General features: G+C 66.1%; 23 protein-coding genes. 13 read left to right on the plus strand and 10 right to left on the minus strand.

Annotated elements, in window-relative coordinates; all coding sequences use genetic code 11:
* Positions 1-29 precede the first annotated feature (29 nt).
* Entirely contained in the window at positions 30-1,661 is a 1,632-nt protein-coding gene (locus ACLMAL_RS22555; RefSeq protein ID WP_406230956.1) for an ABC-F family ATP-binding cassette domain-containing protein, read from the plus strand.
* A gap of 81 nt (positions 1,662-1,742) precedes the next feature.
* Entirely contained in the window at positions 1,743-1,976 is a 234-nt protein-coding gene (locus ACLMAL_RS22560; protein ID WP_328402750.1) for a helix-turn-helix domain-containing protein, read from the plus strand.
* 21 nt (positions 1,977-1,997) lie between these two features.
* Here the strand turns inward: ACLMAL_RS22560 and ACLMAL_RS22565 are convergent, their stop codons facing one another.
* From ACLMAL_RS22565 to ACLMAL_RS22580, 4 genes are all read right to left on the minus strand, one after another.
* On the minus strand, positions 1,998-2,960 hold the full coding sequence (locus tag ACLMAL_RS22565; protein ID WP_412000889.1) for a hypothetical protein: 963 nt from the start codon (positions 2,958-2,960) through the stop codon (positions 1,998-2,000).
* A 12-nt stretch (positions 2,961-2,972) separates the two neighbouring features.
* Entirely contained in the window at positions 2,973-3,425 is a 453-nt protein-coding gene (locus ACLMAL_RS22570) for a hypothetical protein (protein ID WP_328402746.1), read from the minus strand.
* Between the two features lie 300 nt (positions 3,426-3,725).
* The gene (locus tag ACLMAL_RS22575) at positions 3,726-4,142 is read right to left on the minus strand and encodes an acyl-CoA thioesterase (RefSeq protein WP_412000890.1); all 417 of its coding nucleotides are present in this window, start codon (positions 4,140-4,142) and stop codon (positions 3,726-3,728) included.
* Positions 4,143-4,259: 117 nt separating this feature from the next.
* On the minus strand, positions 4,260-4,760 hold the full coding sequence (locus tag ACLMAL_RS22580) for a cupin domain-containing protein (protein ID WP_412000891.1): 501 nt from the start codon (positions 4,758-4,760) through the stop codon (positions 4,260-4,262).
* 71 nt (positions 4,761-4,831) lie between these two features.
* Between ACLMAL_RS22580 and ACLMAL_RS22585 the strand changes: the two genes are divergently transcribed.
* Both ACLMAL_RS22585 and ACLMAL_RS22590 read left to right on the plus strand, forming a co-directional pair.
* A complete protein-coding gene (locus ACLMAL_RS22585) occupies positions 4,832-5,338 on the plus strand; it encodes a MarR family winged helix-turn-helix transcriptional regulator (RefSeq protein ID WP_412000892.1) in 507 nt (168 codons plus the stop codon).
* A 99-nt stretch (positions 5,339-5,437) separates the two neighbouring features.
* Complete coding sequence (locus ACLMAL_RS22590; protein ID WP_412000893.1) at positions 5,438-6,229, plus strand: hypothetical protein; 792 nt, start codon at positions 5,438-5,440, stop codon at positions 6,227-6,229.
* 42 nt (positions 6,230-6,271) lie between these two features.
* On the opposite strand, the gene ACLMAL_RS22595 is transcribed toward ACLMAL_RS22590, so the two are convergent.
* The 4 genes from ACLMAL_RS22595 to ACLMAL_RS22610 form a co-directional block, all read right to left on the minus strand.
* Positions 6,272-6,694, minus strand: a complete 423-nt coding sequence (locus tag ACLMAL_RS22595) for a hypothetical protein (RefSeq protein ID WP_412000894.1) — start codon at positions 6,692-6,694, stop codon at positions 6,272-6,274.
* 60 nt (positions 6,695-6,754) lie between these two features.
* On the minus strand, positions 6,755-10,177 hold the full coding sequence (locus ACLMAL_RS22600; RefSeq protein ID WP_412000895.1) for a protein kinase domain-containing protein: 3,423 nt from the start codon (positions 10,175-10,177) through the stop codon (positions 6,755-6,757).
* A gap of 242 nt (positions 10,178-10,419) precedes the next feature.
* Positions 10,420-10,986: a TetR/AcrR family transcriptional regulator gene (locus ACLMAL_RS22605; protein WP_328402734.1), complete on the minus strand. Its 567-nt coding sequence runs from the start codon at positions 10,984-10,986 to the stop codon at positions 10,420-10,422.
* A 164-nt stretch (positions 10,987-11,150) separates the two neighbouring features.
* Entirely contained in the window at positions 11,151-13,970 is a 2,820-nt protein-coding gene (locus tag ACLMAL_RS22610; RefSeq protein ID WP_406230947.1) for an aconitate hydratase, read from the minus strand.
* A 339-nt stretch (positions 13,971-14,309) separates the two neighbouring features.
* Between ACLMAL_RS22610 and ACLMAL_RS22615 the strand changes: the two genes are divergently transcribed.
* The 9 genes from ACLMAL_RS22615 (at position 14,310) to ACLMAL_RS22655 (ending at position 23,554) form a co-directional block, all read left to right on the plus strand.
* Positions 14,310-14,885 (plus strand): DUF6676 family protein, encoded by a 576-nt coding sequence (locus ACLMAL_RS22615; protein ID WP_412000896.1) that lies wholly within the window; start codon positions 14,310-14,312, stop codon positions 14,883-14,885.
* Positions 14,886-15,151: 266 nt separating this feature from the next.
* The gene (locus tag ACLMAL_RS22620) at positions 15,152-16,570 is read left to right on the plus strand and encodes an NlpC/P60 family protein (protein WP_412000897.1); all 1,419 of its coding nucleotides are present in this window, start codon (positions 15,152-15,154) and stop codon (positions 16,568-16,570) included.
* A gap of 133 nt (positions 16,571-16,703) precedes the next feature.
* On the plus strand, positions 16,704-17,921 hold the full coding sequence (locus tag ACLMAL_RS22625) for a MoxR family ATPase (protein WP_328402726.1): 1,218 nt from the start codon (positions 16,704-16,706) through the stop codon (positions 17,919-17,921).
* A 26-nt stretch (positions 17,922-17,947) separates the two neighbouring features.
* Positions 17,948-18,904 (plus strand): DUF58 domain-containing protein, encoded by a 957-nt coding sequence (locus tag ACLMAL_RS22630; protein ID WP_412000898.1) that lies wholly within the window; start codon positions 17,948-17,950, stop codon positions 18,902-18,904.
* Positions 18,901-19,905 (plus strand): VWA domain-containing protein, encoded by a 1,005-nt coding sequence (locus ACLMAL_RS22635; protein WP_328402722.1) that lies wholly within the window; start codon positions 18,901-18,903, stop codon positions 19,903-19,905. Before ACLMAL_RS22630 ends, ACLMAL_RS22635 begins: the two co-directional genes overlap by 4 nt.
* Positions 19,906-20,001: 96 nt before the next feature.
* Positions 20,002-20,718, plus strand: a complete 717-nt coding sequence (fabG1, locus tag ACLMAL_RS22640; protein WP_412000899.1) for a 3-oxoacyl-ACP reductase FabG1 — start codon at positions 20,002-20,004, stop codon at positions 20,716-20,718.
* Positions 20,719-20,798: 80 nt separating this feature from the next.
* Positions 20,799-21,662: an NADH-dependent enoyl-ACP reductase InhA gene (gene inhA, locus ACLMAL_RS22645; RefSeq protein ID WP_328402718.1), complete on the plus strand. Its 864-nt coding sequence runs from the start codon at positions 20,799-20,801 to the stop codon at positions 21,660-21,662.
* A 162-nt stretch (positions 21,663-21,824) separates the two neighbouring features.
* Positions 21,825-22,883 (plus strand): ferrochelatase, encoded by a 1,059-nt coding sequence (locus tag ACLMAL_RS22650; protein WP_412000900.1) that lies wholly within the window; start codon positions 21,825-21,827, stop codon positions 22,881-22,883.
* Positions 22,884-23,023: 140 nt separating this feature from the next.
* Positions 23,024-23,554, plus strand: a complete 531-nt coding sequence (locus ACLMAL_RS22655) for a hypothetical protein (RefSeq protein WP_412000901.1) — start codon at positions 23,024-23,026, stop codon at positions 23,552-23,554.
* Between the two features lie 36 nt (positions 23,555-23,590).
* Here the strand turns inward: ACLMAL_RS22655 and ACLMAL_RS22660 are convergent, their stop codons facing one another.
* Both ACLMAL_RS22660 and ACLMAL_RS22665 read right to left on the minus strand, forming a co-directional pair.
* Complete coding sequence (locus ACLMAL_RS22660; RefSeq protein WP_412000902.1) at positions 23,591-24,340, minus strand: S1 family peptidase; 750 nt, start codon at positions 24,338-24,340, stop codon at positions 23,591-23,593.
* A 99-nt stretch (positions 24,341-24,439) separates the two neighbouring features.
* A complete protein-coding gene (locus ACLMAL_RS22665; protein ID WP_328402710.1) occupies positions 24,440-25,255 on the minus strand; it encodes a hypothetical protein in 816 nt (271 codons plus the stop codon).
* Positions 25,256-25,343: the final 88 nt, after the last annotated feature.

The following is a 25,343-nucleotide window of genomic DNA, read 5'->3' on the forward strand; positions in this document are numbered from 1 at the left end:
CAGCACCATGTATCCGTGAGGAGAAGCCTGTGATCACCGCGACGGACCTGGAGGTCCGGGCCGGAGTCCGCACCCTGTTGTCGGCCCCGGGGCCGGCACTGCGGGTGCAGGCCGGCGACCGGATCGGACTGGTCGGGCGCAATGGCGCGGGCAAGACCACCACACTGCGCATTCTGGCAGGTGAGGGCGAACCCTACGCCGGGAAAATCCTGCGATCCACCGATATCGGCTACCTGCCGCAGGACCCGCGCGAGGGCAACCTGGACGTGCTCGCCCGCGATCGCGTCCTTTCCGCGCGCGGACTCGACGCATTGCTGCGCGACATGGAAAAACAGCAGGCGCTGATGGCCGAGGTGGTCGACGATGCCGAACGCGACAAAGCTGTGCGCAAATACGGACGGCTGGAGGAGCGTTTCTCGTCGCTCGGCGGTTATGTCGCCGAGAGCGAGGCCGCGCGGATCTGCAACAGCCTCGGCCTGCCCGACCGCGTGCTCGGCCAGCCGCTGCGCACCCTGTCGGGTGGCCAGCGCCGCCGAATCGAGTTGGCGCGCATCCTGTTTGCCGCCTCCGACGGCAGCGGCGGTCGCTCCGACACGATCCTGCTGCTCGACGAGCCGACCAACCACCTCGACGCCGACTCCATCACCTGGTTGCGTGGCTTCCTGCAGAACCACGACGGCGGACTGATCGTGATCAGCCACGATGTCGAATTGCTCGGCGACGTGGTCAACAAGGTGTGGTTCCTGGACGCGGTGCGCGGCGAGGCCGACATCTACAACATGGGCTGGAAGAAGTATCTCGACGCCCGCGCCACCGACGAACAGCGCAGACGCAGAGAACGTGCGAATGCCGAGAAGAAGGCGAGCGCACTGCGCGTACAGGCCGCCAAACTCGGCGCAAAGGCCACCAAGGCCACTGCGGCGCAGAATATGGCCAAGCGTGCCGATCGGCTGATGGCGGAGCTCGATGACATCCGGGTCGCCGACAAGGTGGCGCGGATCAAGTTCCCCGAGCCGGCGCCCTGTGGCAAGACGCCGCTGATGGTGAAGAACCTGACCAAGGTGTACGGCTCGCTGGAGATCTTTACCGGTGTGGAGTTCGCGATCGACAAGGGCAGTCGGGTCGTGGTGCTCGGACTCAACGGTGCGGGCAAGACCACGCTGCTGCGGCTGCTCGCGGGCGTGGAGACCCCGGATTCGGGGGGACTCGAAGAAGGCCGTGGTCTGAAGATCGGCTACTTCGCCCAGGAACACGACACGCTCGACGACAACGCATCGGTGTGGGAGAACATCCGGCACGCGTCGCCGGACGCGGGGGAGCAGGAGCTGCGCAGCCTGTTGGGCGCATTCATGTTCACCGGCCCGCAGCTGGATCAGCCCGCGGGAACGCTGTCCGGTGGTGAGAAGACCCGCCTCGCGCTGGCCGGGCTGGTGTCTTCCGCGGCGAATGTACTGCTGCTCGACGAGCCGACCAACAACCTCGATCCTGTCTCGCGTGAGCAGGTGCTGGACGCATTGCGTAGCTACGCTGGCGCCGTTGTGCTCGTCACGCACGACCCCGGCGCGGCCGAGGCGCTGAATCCGGAGCGTGTGATCTTGCTTCCGGACGGCACCGAGGACCACTGGTCCCAGGATTATCTGGAACTGATTCAGCTCGCGTGATTTCCATCACAAGGATCTGTTGATCACGGCCCGCTGAGTGCTTAGCCTGGATACACGCGGCTCGGCGACTCGGAGGAAGCCATGAGCGACAGGCCCACGCAAGTCAAGACCCCATTGGGTAGGGGCACACGCGTCACCGGTAGGTCACGCGATCGGCTACAAACCCAGTTGAAGAAGCAATACGAGGCGGGCGCAAGCATTCGTTCGCTGGCCCGGTCTACCGGACGTTCGTACGGTTTCATCCACAACGTGCTAGTGGAGTCGCATGTGCAACTCCGCAGCCGCGGTGGCGCGAACCGCCGGAAGAGCTCGTAGCGGTCTCGAACCGCTCTGTGCTCAGTACCCCGGCACTGCGCCGTCACCATGCACCAGGAGATTGCCGAGGCTACGGAAGATCGGCAGCCCCGTCTTGATCTCCAGGTAGGCGAACTGGCCCTGCGGGTTGACCTCGAGGAAGTAGTACTCGCCGTCGACGCCGAGGCGCAGGTCCAGGACGCCGAAGCTCAGGCCGAGCGCGCCCATCAGGGTGGCCAATGACTTACTGACGGATGCGGGCAGATTGGCGCGGGTGAAGTCCACGGTGGTGTCCAACCGCGAGTCCACCCGGCCGACACCGGCCTGTGAGTCGATCCGGACCGTCCATTCGACACCGTCGACCCACGCGACACGCAGATCGCACTCGGCTTGGACGTAATCCTGGAATGTAGTGGGCGCGGAGCGGATGCCTGCGAGCTTGCCGAAGTCGCCCCGGGTGATGATCCTGGTCTCGGCGAATTCTGCGCGGCCGGTTCCGGTGCGCTTGTAAACGACAGCGCCGGAACGGGATTCGACAAAACTGCGCGCCTCGTCCGGATCGTTGGTGATAAGGGTCTCCGGGATGGTGAATCCCGCTCGCTGTGCGGTCTGCAGCTGCACGATCTTGCGGGTGGCAGTGCGGTCGGCACCGGGGTCGTTGACCCAGTTCGCCGGGATCGACCACAGCAGCCCTTGGATGAACCCGTCGCACTCGGCTTGGCGGTAGGCATCGTCGGATGCGCGCACGCCGACCGGAACCCGCGTCGGGTGTGGGCGTCGCCACCACACCGAACGCACGTCGTCGATCCCGATCAGATGCGACAGTGATCGCGCAGTGCCGAACCGGTCGAGCCGGAAACTTCCGGATTCGCGCGGAAAGTCGCGGAGGTCGAGTTGAATCGGGCTGAGCCCGTGGTGTTCTCGCAACGTCGCCGCCATGGCGGTGCCGTGCAGATCATCGGATTCGGTGACGATCAGGACCGAACCTGTACGGCTTGCCGCCATGCGGGGTCCCGTTCAGTCGAGACTGTCGCAGTTGATGCCGTCGTCGCTACTTTCGAACGATTTCGTCTGGCAATAGGTGAAGGTCGCGCTGCCGGCGCCCGGGCAGTCGACGAGCTCGAGCGAGTCGGCCCACGACGCCGTGAGTTGTTGCAGCAGTTCATCTCCCAGTGCGAGTGACGGCTCGGCCGCGATAGTCATCGGGCGTTCGACGAGGTCGACGCGCAGGCGGCGGGTGAAGTCGGCGGTGGCGCCGGGACGAATGTCGACCAGTACCGGGCGACCGTCGGAACTCGTGGCGTGCTGATCGGGGAGCACCCGCAGTACGTCGTCCCTGCGGAACGTCCAGGTGCCCTCGTTGACCCGGACGGTGATAGCGCGTTCCGACTCGGCCACCAGTAGGCCCTGCAATGCGGGAACGCGATCTCCCGTCGGCGCGGGACCGGGAAGGTGGATGGCGTCGGTCATAGTGTGTTCTCCGATCTGCTCGCGATTTGCCAGGGCCCCCGAGCGTGATCTGAAGCATAACGTGCAGAGGCCGTCGATCGGTTCGGATCGAAAGATTTCACAGCGGCTGGCAAACCGGATACGGCGTGGGATGCGCTTGAGCCGAAAGATTTTCGGTGCGCCGGAGAACATTGTTCAGCAATCGGCAGGCTATCGGAATACCTAGGTATGCCTAGTGGTATTGCCGAGTGTTGGCGGCTGTGCAGCTGAACGTGCAACTATCCGGCCGAGCCGATCGGGCCTGCCCGTCGGCAAGCTCGTTCAGAGGCCGAGTAGGCCCGGACGTTCGGCGAGAGTGCGAAATCGTTCACCCGGAGCCTCGACGAGCTTGCGCGCGGCGAGGTCGATGACGCCGCCGATTGCCGAAACCTCGGCGGCGACAGTTCCGTCGAGCTTGCGGATCTCCTGGCGGATGCGGAAGGTTTTGCCCTGCTGCCAATCGAATTCGCAGGTGATCCTCACCTCGTCGCCGCTGCGCAGCTCGTGTCGGTACTTGATGGTGGTCTCCAGCACGACCGGCCCGACGCCGGAAGCCAGAAGCTTGTCGTGGCCCACTCCGGCGGCGCGCATCAGTTCCCACCGGGCATGCTCGGCGTATTGCACGTACACGGCCTGATTCAGATGGCCTCGTGTGTCGAGCTCATAGCTGCGCACAACGACTGGTGTGGAAAACGTCATTAGGGGAAACTACATGCCTGGTGCGAACTATTGCCATATTGGCTGATGTCTTCGCCACAATCGCGTGATCCGGGTATCGCCCTGTTGGTCGGTGTCCGCGCTCGGCGAGTTCCGGAATCAACGCCGGTTGGCGTTGCGCTCGGCCCACCAGGCCGGTGCGTCGATGAAATGGTTGTCGAATTCTTCCTGGGACGCGGCAAGTTCCTCGAAGGTCGCCTCGCCTTTGACGAGCCGATCGAGCAGTCGGAAGTATCCGAAGCGTTCGACGGCGGGCATCAGGGCGATCAGAATTCGTGCCGAGCTGTCCGGGGTGGCGCCGAAAGCGTGCGGCATGAGCTTGGGCACGACGATCGATCCGCCGGCGCCGACGGTGACGATCTCGTCGCCTGCCAGCACCTGCAGCTCGCCGTCGGCGACATAGAAGAGTTCGTCGGACTTGGTGTGGTAATGCGGGGCCGCCCCGTCGGCGCCCCGATCCATGCTGACCTCCAGGTGGCTTACCGCGCCACCCGCTTCGCTCGAGTCGATGAGCAGTCGCATGGTGACCGAATCCGTCCGCAGAACCTCGGCGTCCTGCGGCTGGCGGATGGCGAAGCTGCGGGTGGTGGTGTCGTTCATGATGTCCTCCAACTGATTCGGTCATTGATAATTCGCTACCGAACTATATCGCAACGAATAGAATCTTGTCCATGGCCGATATGAAGCAAGATCCCGTCGACGCGATCGTCGAGCAGTGGCGCCGGGAACGACCGGACCTCGAGCTCGACGCGATGGCCGTGATCGGTCGCCTCGGGCGGCTGCTCGTGGTTGCGCAACGAGCGATCGAAGCGGTCTTCACCGCACACGGACTGCAGCGGGGTGAGTTCGATGTGCTTGCCGCACTACGCCGTTCGGGGGAGCCCTTCGAACTGAACCCGTCGGTGCTCGCCGACATGCTGATGCTGTCGCGCGCTGGTATGACCGGACGGCTCGATCGCCTCGAGTCCGCCGGGTTGGTCCGGCGCATCGCCGACGCCGAGGATCGGCGCGCCGTCCGTGTCGCACTCACCGATTCGGGCCGCGAGCTCATCGACACGGTGGTCACCGCACACACGGAGAACGAAACTCGAATCCTGTCGGTGCTGTCGGCCACGGACCGCCGTGAACTCGACCGCATCGCGCGCACCCTGCTCGGCAGCCTCGAACCCGGTGCGTGACCTGCGGGAAATGAGGTAGTTCACTACTCGGGTGCGCGGGAGGTTGATGAGTCAATATTGGTGTTATCGCACCGAAGTGCGGTGCACAAGGAGAGCATGATGATTGATATCGTCACCCTCCGCGGCACGGGCGAGCCGCGGAACGCCAACGGGACGCCGACGGGGATGCTCCACGATGTCACCAAGTTGCTCGACGCCGACCGCTTCACCTGCTTCGAACCGGACTGGCCCGCCTCGATCGGACCGACGCCGGAGCTCTGGGGCCCGTCACTGAAGACCTCGATCCGTCGCGGCGTCGCGGCTGGCGTGCGGGCCATCCAGGACTCGCCGAATGTCTGTGGGCTGCTGAGTTATTCGCTCGGCGGCATCTGCGCGAGCAAGATTCTGGAAGGTGTGCGTTCGGGCAAGTACACCAACGCCGACGGCTCACCCCTCGAGATCGCCTTCGCGGTGAATATCGCGAACCCACTGCGCAAGCGCGGTCAGTCGGTCGGAAATCTTTGCCCCGCAACGACCTACGGACTGCACGGCCAGCGCGGCGCCTGGCCGGCCCTCGACGTGCGTGAATATGCCAATCCCGGCGACATCATCACCTCGTCGCCCCAGGACTCGCCGCTGCGGGTGATCGATGTCGGGATATCGCCGTTCTCCTTCGTCGAAGGAGCCCGCATCGGCAACGTGGCGCCGCTGATCTTCGCCGAACTGCTGAGCTTCCTGATGAACGACCCGATCGCCAACCTCGGCCGGTATGCCACGGCCGTGAACGGGGTCATCGGATATCTGACCCCGTGGCCGGACGGCCAGCACGTCCTGTACTCGGGCCATAACATGCCCGGCACCGACGTCCTCTGGACAACCCACGCCGCCGACTACCTCAACGACAACTACTGAACCTGCGTTCGCCGACCCGGCGGCGCACACTGTCGCGACCGGCTACTCGGCGATCGCGCAGATATTGTCGATCATGATCGGCCAGACCTCTCGGGGAAACGCACCGTGCCCGACGCGCCTGGCATCATGACGAGTTTCGCCCCAGGGACGGCCTTGGCGGTCGCTTGTGCGCCGTCCGGTCGAATCATCGGATCGACAGTGCCATGCAATTACCAGTGTCGGCAGCCGGAGTGCGGCCAGCGCCTTTCTTCGATCCGGGGCCGCAAGCATGGCTGCCTGCTGCCGGAGCTTGCCCGCGGGGTCGTGAGCTCGCTGGAAGCTCAACGCGCCGATCTCTTCGAGCCACTTGTCGTCGAGTGGATAGTTATCGGCCGGTGAGCCGATGATCTTGTACGTGTCGACGAGTTGTTGTCCGGCTTCCTCCGCGGTGTTCACCGAATGCTTCAGCAACGCAGCAACTTTCATGCTCGTCCTGATGGTGGCGCGCCCGATGCGCGCCGATGGTGCCGAAATGCGAGCCTGCGCTCACACCCGGTGCGATTGATCGATGGCGGCCGATACCTGTCGCAGGAACAAGTGCGGCGGCCGCATCTTTTCATCGGTGGCCTCGGCCAGTGTTTCCAGCACCGGTGCTATGGCGGGTCCGCTGTCGACAACGGTACGGACCAAGCCGAGTTCGGCGCAGCGGCGCAGCAGCGGAGCCAGCAGTGTCGCCGCCTGGTCGGACTGTCCGGCCGCCGATAGACAACAGACGTAGCGGAGTTGAGCGTGCAGTAGTGCCCGTGGCCGTGTCTGGCGCTGGATTACCTGCACCAGTCGCTCGGCTCGTGCGGTGGCGGCCCGAATCGAGTCGGTGGAATTCTCGGCGAGCAGTAGGTGGACGGCCGCGTCCTGCTCGAGCTCCGCTGTCAGGGCCAGGATCGCGTCCGGTTGTCGACGATAGGTCGGGAGGTGCTCGAGCTTCTCACGATCGGTCTGTGGAATCGGCAGCCCGTGGCGCACCCGCTCGTTGAGGATCCGGGCTGCCACCCGGGGCAGGCTCCGGAGCTCGGCGATGTGCTGCCCTTCGTCGAGTCGGGCTCGAGCGGTGTCGAGATCGCCGCGCAATGCCGCCAGGCGCGCTCCGGTGCCGTAGATGGCCAGCAGCACCTCGACGGTGCCGCCTTCCATCCCGGGCCAGGGTGTGAGAAGTTCCTGAGCCTCCACGAACTGCCCGGTCTCATACAGCAGATCTCCCAGCAGTGCGGTGGACTGGCGGGTGGCGTGGGATTGGGTGCCGGTCTCGAGCGCAAGTCGCACCGCCGTACGGAAGCTCGTCTCGGCGTCCGCGATGTCGAGATGATCGAAGGCGGCCAGGCCGGCGATGCAGTGGCCGTACACGGCGTTGAACGGGCCGGTGGAGCGGGTCCGAGAGGGCTCGGCCCACTCGTGCCATCGGGCGGCGCCGTCGAAGTCGAAGTGACACAGAGCAATTGCCGCCGCGGTAGTAGCCAGGGCGTTGGCGAAGAATGGCCGGACCGGTGCCTGCACACGCGCGGTCACGTAGTCCGGCAGATCGGTGCATCTGTCGATCACCATCAACTCGGCCGCGCGGGCCACGGCAGCCTCGGCGCGAAGATCGCCGCCCAGCGCATCGTCGGCGGGCAGCGCCGCGATCGCGGCGTCGACCTGTTCCAGTGCGGTGCGGGTCGCGGCGGCGCGTTGCAATGCGATCGTCGCCCAGGCTATCGACAGTTGCAGCCGGGGGTTGCCGAGGCAGAGTGCGGTGGGCAACTTCGCGACGAGACCGAGGAACGTGGCCATCATGGCGTTCTCGATCAACTCGTCGGCATGCTCCTCGATCAGACTCATCGCGCGCTCCGGCGCGTCCGCCGCGAGCGCGTGATCGACTGCTTCGGTGAGCATGTCGTGCTCGGCGAACCAGATCGACGCGGTCGCGTGCAATTGTTGGAGCAGACCGGGATGTTGCCGAATCAGCCTGCGGCGCAAGTAGTCTGCGAAAAGTCCGTGATATCGGAACCAGCGCAGCTCATCGTCGACGCTGCGCAGGAATAGATCCTGCTTGTACAGATCTTCGAGCATTTGCTGTCCAGAAGACACCTCGGCGAGCGCCTCGGCGAGGTCTCCACAAATGGTCGCGGTGACGGCGGTCCGCATCAGGAAATCGAGGACCGGGGGGTCGAGATCCGCCACCACATTCTCCATCAGGTATTCGCCGATGGCGTAGTGCTGACCTGAAATTCCGTCCAGATGACTACCAGGACGGTCCTTTCCGCGCAGTGACAACGCGGCCAACTGCAGTGCGGCAGCCCATCCTTCGGTCGATCGACACAGGTTGTCGACGTCGTCGGCGTCCAGTTCGACGCCCTCGACACCGGCGAGTAGCCGCGCGGTGTCGGCGGCATCGAATCGGAGCTGACTTTCGTCGATCTCGACAAGTTCGTCCTGCACTCGCATCCGCCCGAGCGGGAGTCCGGTCCTGTTTCGGCTGGTGACGATCATGCGCAGGTGATGGCAGCCGTTGTCCAGCAGAAACTCCATCGCCGCGATCGACGCGGGACTGGTTACCAGATGCCAATCCTCGATCACCACGGCGACCGTTTCACCGCCGGCGTGGATCTGGTTGATGAGCATCGTCATCACATGCCTGGTCGCATTGCTGGCGCGTTCTTCGAGAATTTGGGCCAGCTCGGCGGCCAGCGCGGGACGCACGCGCCGCACAGCCTCCACGAGGTGGGATAGGAACCACACGACATTGTCGTCGTCGGTGTCCACCGTGAGCCAGGCGACGCTGGATCCGTCCGCCTCGAGGACGTCGGCCCATTGCGTCGCCAGCGTGCTCTTGCCGAAACCGGCGGGCGCGTGGATCAGCACCAGCCGCCGCGACTGGCCCGCCCGCAGCAGCTCCAGCAGCGCCGGGCGTTCGACAAGTCGATGTGTCGACGTACGTGGCCGATACCGGGTCATCGGCGTCGCCACGGCCGTCGGTGGCGCCGGCGGCGTGCGCGCAACCGCTTGCGCCGTCACGCTGGGCGTGGTTTCGACGCCGATCGGGACGGCCGGCGTGTCGACCGGAAGACCGCAGGCGAACTGTATGTTGCGCAGTTGCTCTCCGAAGTCCTGTGCGGAGGCAGGCCGGTCGGTCGGCTCGGGTGCCATCGCGCTGTCGATGGCGGCGTGCAGCAGCGGCGGCACGCCCTGTGCCCGCAGGTCCGGTACCGGATCGGAGGTGATCCGCACGAACTGCGCAACCATCGTCTCGCCGGTTCGTCTCGCGAAGGCAGCGTGACCGGTGAGCAGGCAGAACAGTGTCGCACCGAGACCGTAGACGTCCGAGGCCACCGATGGCGCTGCGCCCTTTAGTACTTCGGGAGCGGTGTAGGCCGGCGTGCCGGCTACCAGCCCCGTCGCGGTCTCGAACAGACCGCCGATGCGGGCGATTCCGAAGTCCGCGAGCTGCGGCTCCCCGTAGTCGGTTACCAGGACATTGGCCGGATTCACGTCACGATGCACCACACCACAGGCATGGGCCGAGGCCAGCGCTCCCGCCAGCTTCACACCGATCGACAGCACCTCCTGCCAGGGGATCGGCCCGTCGGCTCGAATACGGGTATCCAGGGATCCACGGCGATGAAATGGCATCACGATGAACGGGCGGCCGGTCGCGGTGATGTCGGCGCGCAGCACCTGCACGATGTTCGGATGTCCGGAGAACCGGCCGAGAGCCCGTTGTTCGCGAAGGAAGCGAGCTCGTCCGTCGTCGTCGACCTCCGTCGATAGCACCTTGACCGCCACCGTGCGGTCGAGAGCCTGCTCGATGCACTGATACACGACCCCGAAGCCGCCGCGGCCGACTTCGCGGGCAGCGTCGAAGCCGGCCTCGGCCAATTCTGCGACGATGCCGAACCTCAGGTCGCGTTGCGTCCCCCCGATACCGTCATCGGACACCGCGCACTCTCTCGTCGGCGGGAGCAGGTCCACGGCATGCGCCGATGTTCGCCGAATGTTCGCAGTCGGCGAGGCCCCGTGTCGTATCGCAAGCGCTCATGGCGTCCACCACCTCTAACGGCGAAATGCAGCCCCGACCTACCGATCATAATCCCGGCCGGTGGCACCCGAAGCTGCCATTGCAGCTGGTCACCCGCCACCGTCCGAGCCGATCAATGGCCTGGGAACGCCCGTTCGGGAAGTCACTCCCTGCGGCGAACCGAGGCTTCGACGAGATCAAGTACCGCCGAAAGGTTTTCATTGGTGTGGCCGGAGGCTATGCGGGCGATCAGGCCGTCGAGGACCAAGTCCAGGTAGCCGAGCAGGACATCTGTGGGGACGTCGTCGCGCAGCCTGCCCTCCGCCTTGCGACGCTCCAGGCGGGCCAGGGTGGCGGCGGTCAGCTCCTCCGAGCGCTGCTCCCAGTTCGCTCGGAATTCGGCGTCGGTGCGCAACCGGCGCGCGATCTCCAAACGTGTTCCGAGCCAATTGAATTGCTTCGGGTCGGCAAGCATGTCCCGCATCACCTGCACCAGACCCTGGTGGGCCGCCACATCGGCCATCCGCACGGCGTCTTCCTGCGCGAGCGCGAGGAAAAGGGCGTCCTTGTCACGGAAGTGATGGAATATCGCGCCACGTGAGAGCCCGGTGGCCTCTTCGAGGCGGCGCACCGTGGCACCGTCGTAACCGTATTCGGCGAAGCAGCTGCGTGCGCCGTCGAGGATCTGGTTGCGCCGGGCGGCGAGGTGATCGTCACTGACCTTGGGCACACAGTCTCCGTTTCGTGGCTAGAGTCTTGCGGGCGCTGGAGTCTTCCGGACGCTCGGCAAGCTCAGCGTCGATGCCGCCAACGAACTGTGCGTGAAAGCTCGAGCCTAGCCTTTCACAAGCGGGGCAGGAGCTTTCACGCACAGTCACCGTGATCGTTCGGGTGCTATCCCTTGATCATGTTGCGCAGCACGTACTGCAGGATGCCGCCGTTGCGGTAGTAGTCGGCTTCACCAGGGGTGTCGATCCGGACCACGGCATCAAAGGTCACCTTTTCGCCGTTTTCTTTGGTGGCCGTGACCTTCAGGGTCTTCGGAGTAGCACCCTCGTTCAGCTGGGTGATGCCCTCGATGTCGAAGGTCTCGGTGCCGTTCAGCTTCAGCGACGCGGCCGACTCGCCTGCCGGGAACTGCAGCGGGATGACGCCCATGCCGATGAGGTTGGAGCGGTGGATGCGCTCGAAGGACTCGGTGATGACGGCCTTCACACCCAGCAGGCTGGTGCCCTTGGCGGCCCAGTCACGCGAGGAACCCGAGCCGTACTCCTTGCCGCCGAGCACGACCAGCGGGATCCCCGCGGCCTGGTAGTTCTGCGAGGCGTCGTAGATGAAGGCCTGCGGGCCGCCGTCCTGAGTGAAGTCGCGGGTGTAGCCGCCCGAGACGTCGTCGAGGAGCTGGTTGCGCAGCCGGATGTTGGCGAAGGTGCCGCGGATCATCACCTCGTGGTTACCGCGACGCGAGCCGTAGGAGTTGTAGTCCTTGCGCTCGACGCCGTTGGCCTCCAGGTACTGCGCGGCCGGAGTGCCCGGCTTGATGTTGCCTGCGGGGGAGATGTGGTCGGTGGTGACCGAATCACCCAGGTAGGCGAGCACCCGCGCGCCCTTGATGTCGGTGACCGGGTTCGGGGTGTGCGGCATGCCCTCGAAGTACGGAGGCTTGCGCACGTAGGTGGACTCGGCATCCCACTCGAAGGTCTTGCCCTCCGGGGTGGGCAGGCCGCGCCAGCGCTCGTCGCCCTTGAACACGTCGGCGTAGGACTTGATGAACATGTCCTGGCTGATCGCGGTGCCGATGGTCTCCTCGATCTCCTTGGAGGAGGGCCAGATGTCCTTCAGGAAGACGTCGTTGCCGTCGGCGTCCTGGCCAAGGGCGTCGGTCTCGAAGTCGAAGTCCATGGTGCCCGCGAGCGCGTACGCGATGACCAGCGGCGGCGAGGCCAGGTAGTTCATCTTGACGTCGGGGGAGATGCGGCCTTCGAAGTTGCGGTTGCCGGAGAGCACCGCGGTGACCGACAGGTCGTTGTCGTTGATCGCCTTCGACACCGCGTCCGGCAGCGGGCCGGTGTTGCCGATGCAGGTGGCGCAGCCGTAGCCGACCAGGAAGAAGCCGAGCTTCTCCAGGTAGGGCCACAGTCCGGCCTTGTTGTAGTAGTCGTTGACGACCTGCGAACCCGGGGCCATGGAGGTCTTCACCCACGGCTTGGAGGTGAGGCCCTTCTCGACGGCGTTGCGCGCGAGCAGCGCGGCGCCGAGCATGACCGACGGGTTGGAGGTGTTGGTGCACGAGGTGATCGAGGCGACCACCACGGCACCGTGATCGAGCACGAAGTCGCCGTACTCCTCCGAGGAGACCTTGACCGGCCGGCTCGGGCGGCCGGTGGCGCCATTGGCGGCCGAGGGCACGAACTCCGAGTCGTCATCGGCGAAGGACAGCACCGCCGGATCGCTGGCCGGGAAGGACTCCTCGATGGCCTCGTCCAGATGCGTGTGCGGGGTGACGGCAGCCGGGCCGCTCTCGGCGTCGCTGGTGTAGTTGTGGATGTCCTTGCGGAACGCAGTCTTGGACTCCGACAGCAGGATTCGGTCCTGGGGACGCTTCGGGCCCGCGATCGAGGGCACCACATCGCCCAGGTCGAGCTCCAGGTACTCCGAGTACGCGGGCTCGTGCTCGGCGTCGTGCCACATGCCCTGTTCCTTGGCGTACGCCTCGACGAGCGCGAGCTGCTCATCGTTGCGGCCGGTCAGGCGCAGGTAGTCGATGGTCACGCTGTCGATCGGGAAGATCGCTGCGGTGGAACCGAATTCGGGGCTCATGTTGCCGAGGGTGGCGCGGTTGGCCAGCGGAACCTCGGCAACACCCTTGCCGTAGAACTCGACGAACTTGCCGACGACGCCGTGCTTGCGCAGCATGTCGGTGACGGTCAGCACCACATCGGTGGCGGTGACGCCCGGCTTGATCTCACCGGTCAGCTTGAAGCCCACCACACGCGGGATCAGCATGGACACGGGCTGGCCAAGCATGGCCGCCTCGGCTTCGATACCGCCGACGCCCCAGCCCAGCACGCCCAGGCCGTTGACCATGGTGGTGTGCGAGTCGGTGCCGACACAGGTGTCGGGGTAGGCCTGGCCGTTGCGGACCATGACGGTGCGAGCCAGGTGCTCGATGTTGACCTGGTGCACGATGCCGGTGCCGGGGGGGACGACCTTGAAGTCGTCGAACGCGCCCTGGCCCCAGCGCAGGAACTGGTAGCGCTCACGGTTGCGGGAGTACTCGATGTCCACGTTGCGCTCGAGCGCGTCGGCGCGGCCGAAGACGTCGATGATGACGGAGTGGTCGATGACCATCTCGGCGGGCGCGAGCGGGTTGACCTTGTTCGGGTCGCCGCCGAGGGTGGCGACAGCCTCGCGCATGGTGGCGAGGTCGACGATGCAGGGCACGCCGGTGAAGTCCTGCATGATCACGCGGGCCGGGGTGAACTGGATCTCGATGCTCGGATCGGCCGACGGATCCCAGCTCGCGATGGCGCGAATGTGATCGGCGGTGATGTTGGCGCCGTCCTCGGTGCGGAGCAGGTTCTCCGCGAGGACCTTGAGTGCGTAGGGGAGTTTCTCGGTGCCGGGCACGGCGGAGAGGCGGAAGATCTCGTAGGAGTTGCTTCCGACCTCGAGGGTGCCCTTGGCGCCGAAAGTATCGATACTTGTCGTCACGTCAGCTCCACTCGTCTGTGAGGGTGGCCACCGGCGGGGCTGTGCCAGTGGCTGGTTGTTTCGAGCGACCTGCAAACAGTCGCCGGCGGTACGTCTTCGGAGGGCTCCAGCGCTGGAAGGTACTGGCTCCTCGCGCCTTCGAGCCTAACAGTACGCTTGTCCTGTGAAACGCGCGGGGGCCGTTGGGCCTGCCATGTGCGGGAGGCCCGACACTCCGTCGCGTACTGTGCTTTCGAGTTGCAGGGGTGGCCGGTGGGCATGTACCGGCTCAGGGCAGTGCCCACCCCGCAGTGTTGGATGCCCGTCGCCTCGCGTGCGGCTCGACAGACCGGATGGAAGATGACCGTCTCGCACACCTCGGTTTTCACACCCATGGCCGCCGAACTGCCGCCCGGGATCGATGACAAAGCCATGGACGCCATCATGAAAGACGTGGCCGACAACCATGTGGCCACGCCCAAGGGCAAGGATCAGAAGGCATTGGAGGCGGTCGCCGCCGACGCTCGGTCCCATGGAATCGAGCTCAGCATCGTGGTGATCCCCGGCAATCCAGGCCACGACTCCAATCTACGTGACCTGGCCACCGTGGTCGGCAAGACCGAGCACGGAACTGTCGTGGTGCTCAGTGACGACTGGGTCGGCACATACAGCGAATCCATCAGCCGGGTCAAGCTGGAGCGGGCCGAGGATTTCTCGAAGAGTCAACAGGCGCATTCGGCACAGGCGGCCCAGCTTTTCGTGGATCAGCTGGAGCACCCGGAAATGATCTCCTGGACCGCGATCACCAGTGTGTTACTAGCCGGCACCGCGATCGTCGTCGGCGGGCTGTACTGGATCAAGTCTCGGCGCGCGTCGGGGGGCGCGGTGTCGGTGGTGGTTTCCGGTCGAGGCGGCGATCGGGACTCTGCGCACTAGCGAGTACCCGTTCGCCCACTTTTCCTAACGGTCGGTTTCTTTTAACCGGGCGGAGCCTTGCGTGCATCCGGCTAATTTCGGGCAAATGGCAAATTACGCGACTGTGATTCTGTTGCTGGAGTTTTCTTGGTGAAGGATGTGTCGTACGGTTCGAATGACTACTGATGGGGAAGATGTGTTGAGAGAGCTATTTGCCGACTACTGAGCTCGATGGTGCGGCTGATGCTCGTGAGGCGAAGCCGACGTCGGGTCCTTTGGGAGGTGCGATGCGCAACAACGGCGAAGCCGGCTCTCGGCGTCCGCTGTGGGTCGCTCTGGGGTTGCTGGTCTCGGTTGTCGTGGTGGTGACGGCGGGACCCGTCACTGCGGTGCCGCCCGCCCCGCCGAACCCGAGCGACGGCCAGATCGCCGACGCCGGCGCCCAAGTCGACGCCAGACTGACCGAAGTCGGCGGACTGATCAACCAGGTCGCCGCGGCAGACCAGCAGCTACAGCAGCTCGACGACGCCGTTGCGCGCAAACGCGAAGAGGTCAACAAAGCCCTCGTCGACCTGCAGAACGCGCGCGCGGCTGCCGACGCCGCTGCCGCGGTGGTCGTCGAGACTCAGCGCGAACTCGCCGACGCCGGAACCAAAGTCGGCGTGGCGCGGCGCAACTTCGACCAGTTCGCCACCCAGGCCTACACCCGCCCCGGCACCGGTTCGATGGTCACCTATCTCACCTCCGCCACCCCCGACCTCGCCCTCGATCGCGCCCAGGTGCTGAGCCTGGTGTCCAAGAACCAGCAGCAGGTCCTCGACGGCCTTCGACGTGCCCAGATCAATCAGGCCAACAAGAATTCCAGTGCGCGCCGGGCGAAGTCCGAGGCGGATGCCGCCGCCGCGGTAGCCGAACAGAAGAAGGTCGACGCGGCGAACGCCGTCGCCGCCGCGAAGTCCGAACTGGATCAGCAGACCGTGCTGCGCGACAACATCGTCCGCGAGCGCACCGCGGCCCAGGGACGGCTGGACGCCGCGCGCACGAATGTGGCTGGGCTGCAAGGACAACGTGAAGCATTCCTGGCCTGGGACGAGCAGCGCAGGGCCGAGGAGGCGGCGATCCGCGCCGCCGCGGCCGCCGCTGCGGCCCGCGCCGCCCAGGACGCTGCCGCCAGGGAGCGTGCGGCTCAGGCGGGGCAGGGTAAGCGCCCACACAATCAGCTGGAGGACTCGCCGCCGCCGCGGTCGAGCACCCCGCGCCCGAGCATGCCAGCTGTCGGCGGTTCCGATGCCGTCGAAACCGTCGTCGACCGGGCCATGTCCCAGCTGGGCGTCATCTATGCCTGGGGTGGCGGCGACGAGGACGGGCCGACCCTCGGCATTCGCGACGGCGGCGTCGCGGACAGTCACGGCGACTACAACAAGGTCGGATTCGACTGCTCGGGACTGATGATCTACGCCTTCGCCGGAATCGGTGTTTCGCTGCCGCACTACAGCGGCTATCAATACAACGCCGGCACCCGCGTTCCGGTCGGCGAGCGGGCCCGCGGAGACATGTTGTTCTGGGGCCCCAACGGTAGCCAGCACGTCGCGCTGTATCTGGGCAACGGAAAAATGGTGGAAGCGCCGCAATCCGGTGAGGTCGTCAGGGTGTCCGCGGTACGCGAGGGCGGCATCATGCCGTACGCGGTGCGTATCGTCTCCTGAGGGTTGTGGCGTTGCGGCGTAACCAGGCTGGCGAATCCCACGGATTCCCGTACTGTCGGAGCCGGTTGCGGCGCTTGCGGCCATTACCTGGAATAGTTGTGGCAGCACGCACAGGACCAAAGCGAAAGCGGGGATGTTGGTGACTTCGACGGACGGTGTGAGCGGGGCAAGCTTGGCGAAAGAGGCGCCTGCTCCCGTACCTAGCACCCTGGAGCGTGACGTCCAGACCCTGGAAAAAGCGATCTACGAGGTCAAGCGGGTTATCGTGGGCCAGGATCGACTGGTCGAGCGGTTGCTGGTCGGTGTGCTCGCGCGGGGCCACGTCCTGCTCGAGGGTGTGCCCGGTATCGCGAAGACCCTTGCGGTGGAGACCTTTGCCAAGGTCGTCGGCGGCTCGTTCTCCCGGGTGCAGTTCACTCCGGACCTGGTGCCCACCGACCTCATCGGCACCCGGATCTACCGGCAGGGCCGCGAGCAGTTCGACACCGAGCTCGGCCCGGTTGTCGCGAACTTCCTGCTCGCCGACGAAATCAACCGTGCACCTGCCAAGGTGCAGTCGGCACTGCTCGAGGTGATGGCCGAGCGGCACGTGTCGATCGGTGGTAAGACCTACCCGATGCCCGATCCGTTCCTCGTCATGGCGACACAGAACCCGATCGAGAGCGAGGGCGTGTACCCGCTGCCGGAGGCGCAGCGCGACCGCTTCCTGTTCAAGGTCGTCGTCGACTACCCGTCGGTCGAGGAAGAGCGCGAGATCATCTACCGGATGGGTGTCACGCCGCCGGAGGCCAAGCAGATTCTCGAACCGGACGATGTGATCCGGCTGCAGAAGCTGGCCGCCAACACCTTCGTGCACCACGCGTTGGTCGATTATGTGGTCCGGGTGATCGCGGCGACCCGCACGCCCGCCGACTTCGGCATGCAGGATGTGGCGAGCTGGATCTCCTACGGCGCCTCGCCGCGTGCCAGCCTCGGCATCATTGCCGCGGCCCGCGCCGTCGCCCTGATCCGCGGCCGCGACTACGTGGTGCCGCAGGACGTGGTCGAGGTCATCCCGGATGTGCTGCGCCACCGCCTGGTGCTGTCCTACGACGCGCTCGCCGACGAGATCAGCCCGGACGACGTGATCAAGCGTGTCCTGCAGACGATCGGCTTGCCGCAGGTCGCGCCGCAGGCGATGGGACCGAGCACACAGCACGCGCCTGCACCGGCCGCACCGCCCACCATGGGTCCGCACACTGCACCGCAGCGACCGCCGATTCCGCAACCCCCGGTGCCACAGCCGCAGGCGGCTCCCCAGCCGCCGGTCGGGCAGATTCCGCAGGTCGCCGGCAATAACCAGCCCAAGTGACCCGAGCATCTGACCCGGTTCCACGAATGACGATGTCATCACACGCACCGCCTTCGTTCCGAGCAGGAGAGCTCACCGATCCGAAGTTGTCGGCGGCACTGAAATCGCTCGAGCTGACCGTGCGTCGACGGCTCGACGGCGTGCTGCACGGTGATTACCAAGGTCTGATCCCCGGCCCCGGTTCGGAGCCGGGCGAGGCTCGCACATACCAGCCGGGTGACGATGTGCGGCAAATGGATTGGTCGGTCACCGCCCGCACCACCCATCCGCATGTTCGGCAGATGATCGCCGATCGCGAACTGGAAACCTGGATGGTCGTCGACCTGTCGGCCAGTCTGGATTTCGGCACCGCGTACTGCCAGAAGCGTGATCTCGCGATCGCCGCCGCCGCCGCGATCACCCACCTCACCAGTGGTGGCGGCAACCGGATCGGCGCTGTTGTCGCCACCGGTGAGCAGTTGGTCCGTATTCCGGCGCGCAGCGGTCGCGTGCACGCCCAGTCGCTGCTGCGCAGCATCGCGACCACCCCGCACGCCCCCGACGGCGTGCGCGGTGACCTGCGCGCGGGCATCGAATCCCTGCGCCGTCCGCAACGCAAACGCGGCCTCGCGGTCGTCATCAGCGATTTCCTCGGCGACATCAACTGGCAGCGTTCGCTGCGCGCGATCTCTGCACGCCACGACCTGCTCGCGGTGGAGGTGCTCGATCCGCGCGATCTGTCGCTGCCCGACATGGGCGATGTGGTGCTGCACGACCCGGAGACCGGGCGTACTCGCGAATTCAGCGTGACGCCGACGCTGCGCGCCGATTTCGCGAGCGCCGCCCAGCGACACCGCGAACAGGTCGAGCAGGCGCTGCGCAGCTGTGGCGCGCCGGTCATGACGCTGCAGACCGATCGAGACTGGATTGCCGACGTGGTCCGGTTCGTGTCCACCCGGCGCCATGCCTTCGGCGCGCCGACCGGAAAGGTGGCGCGCCAGTGAGCATTTCGCATTTCACCGCGCTCATCTGGCTGAGCTTCCTTGCCGTCATCGGACTGATCGCGCTCGGCTACATCCTTGTTCAGCGCAGCAGGCACAAGCACATGCTGCGCTTCAGCAACATGGAGCTGCTGGAAAAGGTCGCACCGACGCGGCCGAGTCCGATGCGGCACGTGCCCATCGCGCTGATGCTGGTCGGGCTGGTGTTCCTCACCATCGCCGCCGCGGGACCGACGGCGGTGAAGAAGGTGCCGCGCAACCGCGCGACAGTCGTGCTGGTGATGGACGTTTCGCTGTCCATGGAGGCCACCGACGTCGAGCCGAGCCGTCTGCAGGTGGCGCAGAAGGCAGGCAAGGAATTCGTCGACGGACTCACCCCCGGCATCAACCTCGGTTTCGTCACTTTCGCGGGCACCGCCTCTGTGATGCAGCCGCCGACCACGAACCGGGAAGCTGTCAAGGCCTCTATCGACAACATCAAGCTGGCCGAGCGCACCGCCACCGGTGAGGGCATTCTCACCGCGCTGCAGTCGATCGAGACCCTCGCGCAGGTGCTCGGCGGCGCCAGCACGCCGCCGCCCGCCCGGATCGTGCTGATGTCGGACGGCAAGCAGACCGTGCCCGACGACAAGGACGTCGACAATCCGCGGCACGGTTTCACCGCGGCTCGCCTCGCCAAGAACAAAGGCGTTCCGGTGTCGACGATTTCGTTCGGCACCCAATGGGGCGCGGTGGAGATCCCGGATCCGGACGGCAAGGGGGCGCAGCGGGTCAAGGTACCCGTCGACGACGACTCGCTGCGCGAAATCGCCAAACTCTCCGGCGGAGATTTCTATACGGCGTCGAGCCTGACCGAGCTCACCGCCGTCTATGACACCCTCGAGGAGCAGATCGGCTACGAGATGACCCGTGGCGATGCGAGTAGGCCGTGGCTTTTGCTCGGCATGCTGCTTGTCTGCGCGGGTGTTGTGACCGGATTGCTCTATCGTCAACGCCTGCCATAGGCACTGCCCTCGCCTGCGGGCGCTGCGACTGTGGCATCGCACCAATGTGTGGTGCCCGGACGCGGCGCACGAACTCGAACAGATAGGTTGGTCTTTATGTCGAACATCACATCTCGGTCGGTACTGGTGACCGGCGGCAACCGTGGCATCGGGCTCGCGGTCGCGCAGCGTCTGGTCGCCGACGGCCACAAGGTCGCCGTCACGCATCGTGGGTCGGGGGTGCAGGACGGACTGTTCGGTGTGAAATGCGATGTGACGGACAGCGAATCTGTCGACGCCGCCTTCACCGAGGTGGAGCAGCATCAGGGACCGGTCGAGGTGCTGGTGGCCAACGCCGGCATTACCGACGACACGCTGCTGATGCGGATGACCGAGGAACAGTTCACTCGGGTCATCGATGCCAACCTGACTGGTGCGTTCCGTTGTGCCAAGCGGGCCAACCGGGCCATGCTGCGGGCGCGCTGGGGCCGGATGATCTTCCTCGGTTCCGTCGTCGGCCTCGGCGGCGGCCCCGGCCAGATCAACTACGCATCCTCGAAGGCGGGCGTCATCGGCCTCGCGCGCTCGATCACCCGCGAGCTCGGTTCGCGCTCGATCACCGCCAACGTCGTCGCGCCCGGGTTCATCGAGACGGACATGACGGCGGAACTGCCCGACGATCTGCGCGACACCGCGAAGAAGTTCATTCCGCTGCAGCGGCTCGGTCAGCCCGAAGACGTCGCGGCCGTGATCAGCTTCCTGGCCTCCGAAGATTCGCGCTATGTGTCCGGCGCTGTCATCCCGGTCGACGGCGGCATGGGCATGGGCCACTGAGCTGACGGAAATCCCGCTGGCGCCGGCGCCGTCGGTGGCCGCAAGCAACCTACACACGACTTCAGGAGAACCGAGAACTCATGGGCGGACTGCTCGAAGGCAAGACCATCCTGGTCACCGGCATCATCACCGACGCTTCCATCGCCTGGCATGTCGCCAAGGTGGCGCAGGAGGCGGGCGCAAAGGTGCTCATCACCGGGTTCGACCGGCTGCGGCTGATCGACCGGGTCGCGCAGCGGCTGCCGCAGCCGGTGCCGCCGGCCATCGAGCTGGACGTGCAGAACGTCGAGCACTTGGCCACGCTGGCGGACCGGGTGCGTGAGGTCGCGCCGGAGGGTATCGACGGCGTCGTGCACTCCATCGGGTTCGCGCCGCGCTCCTGCCTCGGCATCGGCGGCGAGTTCCTGGACGCGCCGTGGTCGGATGTCGCCGTGGCGCTGGAGGTTTCGGCCTACTCGTACGCGGGGCTCGCCAAGGCGCTGCTGCCTGTGCTCAACGACGGCGCCTCCATCGTCGGCATGGACTTCGACCCGCGCCAGGCGGTGCCGTTCTACAACTGGATGGGCGTCGCCAAGGCGACCCTGGAGTCGGTGAACCGCTATGTCGCCCGCGAGGTCGGCCACCGGGGCATCCGCTCCAACCTGGTTGCGGCGGGCCCGGTCAAGACCCTGGCTGCCAAGGCCATCGCGGGCGCCGCGACGGGTGAGGCCAAGAAGCTCGAGGCGCTCAACACCGTGTGGGACGAGAACGCCCCGCTCGGCTGGGACGTCAACGACCCGACCCCCGTCGCCAAGTCGGTGTGCGCGCTGCTCTCGGACTGGCTGCCCGGCACCACCGCCTCCATCGTCTACGTCGATGGCGGCGCCAGCCACAACTGGTCCATCCCGGCCAGCATGCTCGGTGAAGACGCGCCGGTGGCCGAATCCGAGCCCGCGAACGTGTGAAACTCCCGGCGACCGGGCGGATGAACCTCCCGGTATCCGGGCGCGGGGTGGCCCCGTCACCCGGATACCGGTGTTTCGGTCGGCCCGGCCTCGGAACTGTCGCATGGGCGCAGGCACCGGCAACCGGATTCCGGCAGGCGCCGGCATGAGGATGGGTTGAGCATGGGTTTTGATGCGCTGCTGCTGCTTTCTTTCGGCGGCCCCGAACGGCCGGACGATGTGATGCCGTTCCTGGAGAACGTGACGCGGGGCAGGGGAGTGCCACGCGACCGCCTCGAGGAGGTCGCGAAGCACTATCTGCATTTCGGCGGCATCTCGCCGATCAACGCGCTCAATCTCGACATCATCGCCGCGGTCGAAGCCGAATTGGCTGCAGCCGGAATCGATCTGCCGGTGTACTTCGGCAACCGGAACTGGCACCCCATGGTCGAGGACACCGTCGCACGGATGGCCGACGACGGCGTGCGATCCGCGCTGGTATTCCCGACCTCGGCGTGGGGCGGCTACTCCGGTTGCCTGCAGTACCACGAGGACATCACCAGGGCGCGTGCGGCTTTCGGCGCAGGTGCACCGGAACTGGTGAAGCTGCGCCAGTATTTCGACCATCCGCTGCTGATCGAGTCCTTCGCGGACGCGATTCGTGCTGCGGTGGCCCAACTTCCACTCAACCGTCGGGATCGGGCGCGCCTGGTGTTCACCGCGCACTCGATCCCGATCTCCGCCGACGCCACCGCGGGTCCGCCCGCCGACGGTGGCAGGCTCTACAGTCGCCAGGTCGCTGAAGCGGCACGTTTGTGCGCGGCCGCAACCGGATTCACCGATTTCGACCTGGTGTGGCAGTCGCGTTCGGGGCCGCCGCAGGTCCCATGGCTCGATCCCGACATCGTCGATCACCTCGAAGATCTGTCCGGCAAGGCCGTCGACGCCGTGGTGGTCTGTCCGGTCGGCTTCGTCTCCGACCACCTCGAGGTGATTTGGGACCTGGACAACGAGGCGAAGGCGAAGGCTGCCGAGCTGGATATGGCATTCGCCAGGGCGGCGACACCGGGCACCGATCCACGATTCGCCCGGCTGGTCGTCGAATTGATAGGCGAACATTTGACGGATGCGAGGGCGCGGCGACTCGGCGCGGTGGCGGGCTACGGGTGCACCCGGAATGGGGATCCGTGTGCCGTCGGGTGCTGTGCGCCGGCTCGGAGCAGCGCCCCGGCCGGTCGGTGAATCGGGCTCTCGGACAGCGGATCGGGGTCGGCTGCCGAGTGGTGTACCTCGGCTGCCCAGCCTCGGGAGGATCAACGAGGTTGCGATAGCATCCCTTTCGGCTTCGGTAGCGGACCGAAGCCGCTCGAAGGGGGAACCCGATGGTCTATGTCGACCTGCTGACCAGCGCAGGCCTGCTCGATACGCACGTGTGGTCCGATAGCGCCACGTGGGCGTCGGCGTTGGACTCCTACGACGCTCGGCGTCGTGGTGGCAGCAGTAGTAGCGGCGGCGTGAGTGCTTTCGCCTATATCGTCGGCATCATCTGCTTGATCATCATCGTCGTCGCGATCGTCATTGTCGTCCGCTCGTCGTCGAACAGCAGGAACCAGAACCAGCTGCCGCAGAATCCGCCGCCGTACCCGCCGCAGCAATACCCGCAACAGCAGTACGCGCCGCAGCCCTACCCGCAGCAGGCCCCCGGCCAGCCCTATCCGCAGCAGCCGTACTCGCCGCAGACGCCGGGCCAGCCGTATCCCCAACAACAGGCGGGCCAGCCCTACTCGCCGCAGACGCCGGGGCAGCCGTACCCGCAGCAAGCGCCCGCACCGGGCTATCCGCAACCGTACGGGCAGCAGCCGTATCCTCAACAACCCCAGCAATACCCGCCGCAGCAGCCGCCCACCTACTGACCTCGGGGGTCAGGGGCGTATCGGGTTTGCCGACAATCACCAATCCAGGTGCGGGAGTGCATAGACACCCGGGAAGCCGGGACGTGCGCTGCCTTTGCCCCATGAGGTCAGCCCCGCAAGCCTGCCGTCGACGAGCAATGGTCCGCCACTATCGAGTAAGCCGGTGTCCGCTTCGGTAGAGCCTGCGCAGAGCATGTCACGTGGATCGAAGGCCGAGCCGTATGCGGCGGCGCAGGCGCTGTCGGAGACCAGCGGGACGACGGCGGCGCGCAGGATGGTGTTGGAGTAATCGCCCTCGGCGGTTGCGCCCCACCCGAGGATCGTGCCGAAATCGGCTCGCTGGGCAGCGAATTCTACGAACGGTCCCGGTCGTGGCCGGTCCAGGGTGAGGATTGCGACGTTGTTGTGGTGGACGGTTTCGCCGTCGAAGTCGGTGTCGTGGAAGCCGGGGTGGATGCGAATATCTCTGACTCGCACGGTGTCTCCGTCACTCGAGCGCAGGTCGGTGCGGCCGAAGGTGACGGTGAGCGCCTGAGGGAGCAGCTGCGCGAGCTGAACGCAATGTGCCGCGGTGACCACCCGATCCGGTGCGACGAGCGCGCCGGCGCAGAACTGTCCCGACGCGCGGGTGAGGAAGAGTGGGCTGCCGATCGCGGCGAGCCACGGGTACGCCGTCGCCGCTGCGGCGCTGCCACCCACGATTGCCGAGGCGGGAACCGCCGCAGGGAGACCGAGGCAGATCAGCGCGGCGGCCAGGACCGCGGAACTGCGCTGTGTGAGGAGCATTGCGCACCGCCCTGCGTCGGAGAGCCGGGTTGATCGGCCCCCATTCAACCAGATGGGGCCACCACCTGGTGAGCGATCGGATCGATGGTTTCGCGTGACTCAGGACGTGCCACGTGCCGCTGCGTGCACGGCGACGAGGCGGGCGGCGCGGATGGCGTCCCAGAGTGGGCGTAGCAGGTCTTCTTGCGCGCCGATGGCCGTTGCCGACGTGGGGGAGGATGCCGGTTCCCGTTGTGCCACGGTGAGGATGGCGGCTACGTGGTCGGCGCTGTTCAGGATTCGCCTGGCACGCAATGGAATCGACTCGGGGTAGTCGTGTTTGGAGTAGTCGGCGAGCTCGGCCTCGATGAGTTCGCGTGGGTCGGATTCGGCGGCGTTGACGGAGGTGGTGTGCAGCTGCATCAGCGCGTCGGCGGCGTCGCGGACGGCTTCGCGCATCGCGTATTCGGCCTCGCCGAGCGACATGTCAGGGCCGGGTGCGGGCGGGATGGGGGTGCTGTAGACGGTCCACTGCAGGGTGTCGTCGTCGGCCCACTGCGGGATCAAGCCGGTGCCATCGGTTCCTGGGACGCCGATGAGCAAGCCCTCACCGGTGTCGACCGCGTCGGCGGCGAACACGGTGCCGGCGGGCAGCCCGCGCACGTCGCCCGGCACCGGAAGCACCAGCCGTAGCTGTGCGCCCGGCTGCGCCATGGTCTCGCGAATCACCTTGAGCAAGGCCATGACTCCGGTGCCGGGCAGGTTGCCCCGCGAGGTCCACGGCAGGTCGTTGCGGCCGCCGGTCGCCGGGTCGCCTGCGGCAATGGTGTGCTGCGGCGCCCAGGCGTACAAGGCCTCCAGGATGTCGTCGGGCGCGCTGCATCCGGCCAGCCATGAGCCGGCCCACACCGTCAGCGTGGCACTAGGAGAGCACATAATCATCGAGCATAAAGGGTGATCGCTACCCGAGGGCATCCATCCCTGGTACCCCGGTGAGCTGCGTGCATCGATGGCCCGACTGATT

Origin of the sequence: Nocardia sp. CWNU-33, from assembly GCF_046764895.1 — a bacterium.
Taxonomy (GTDB): domain Bacteria; phylum Actinomycetota; class Actinomycetes; order Mycobacteriales; family Mycobacteriaceae; genus Nocardia.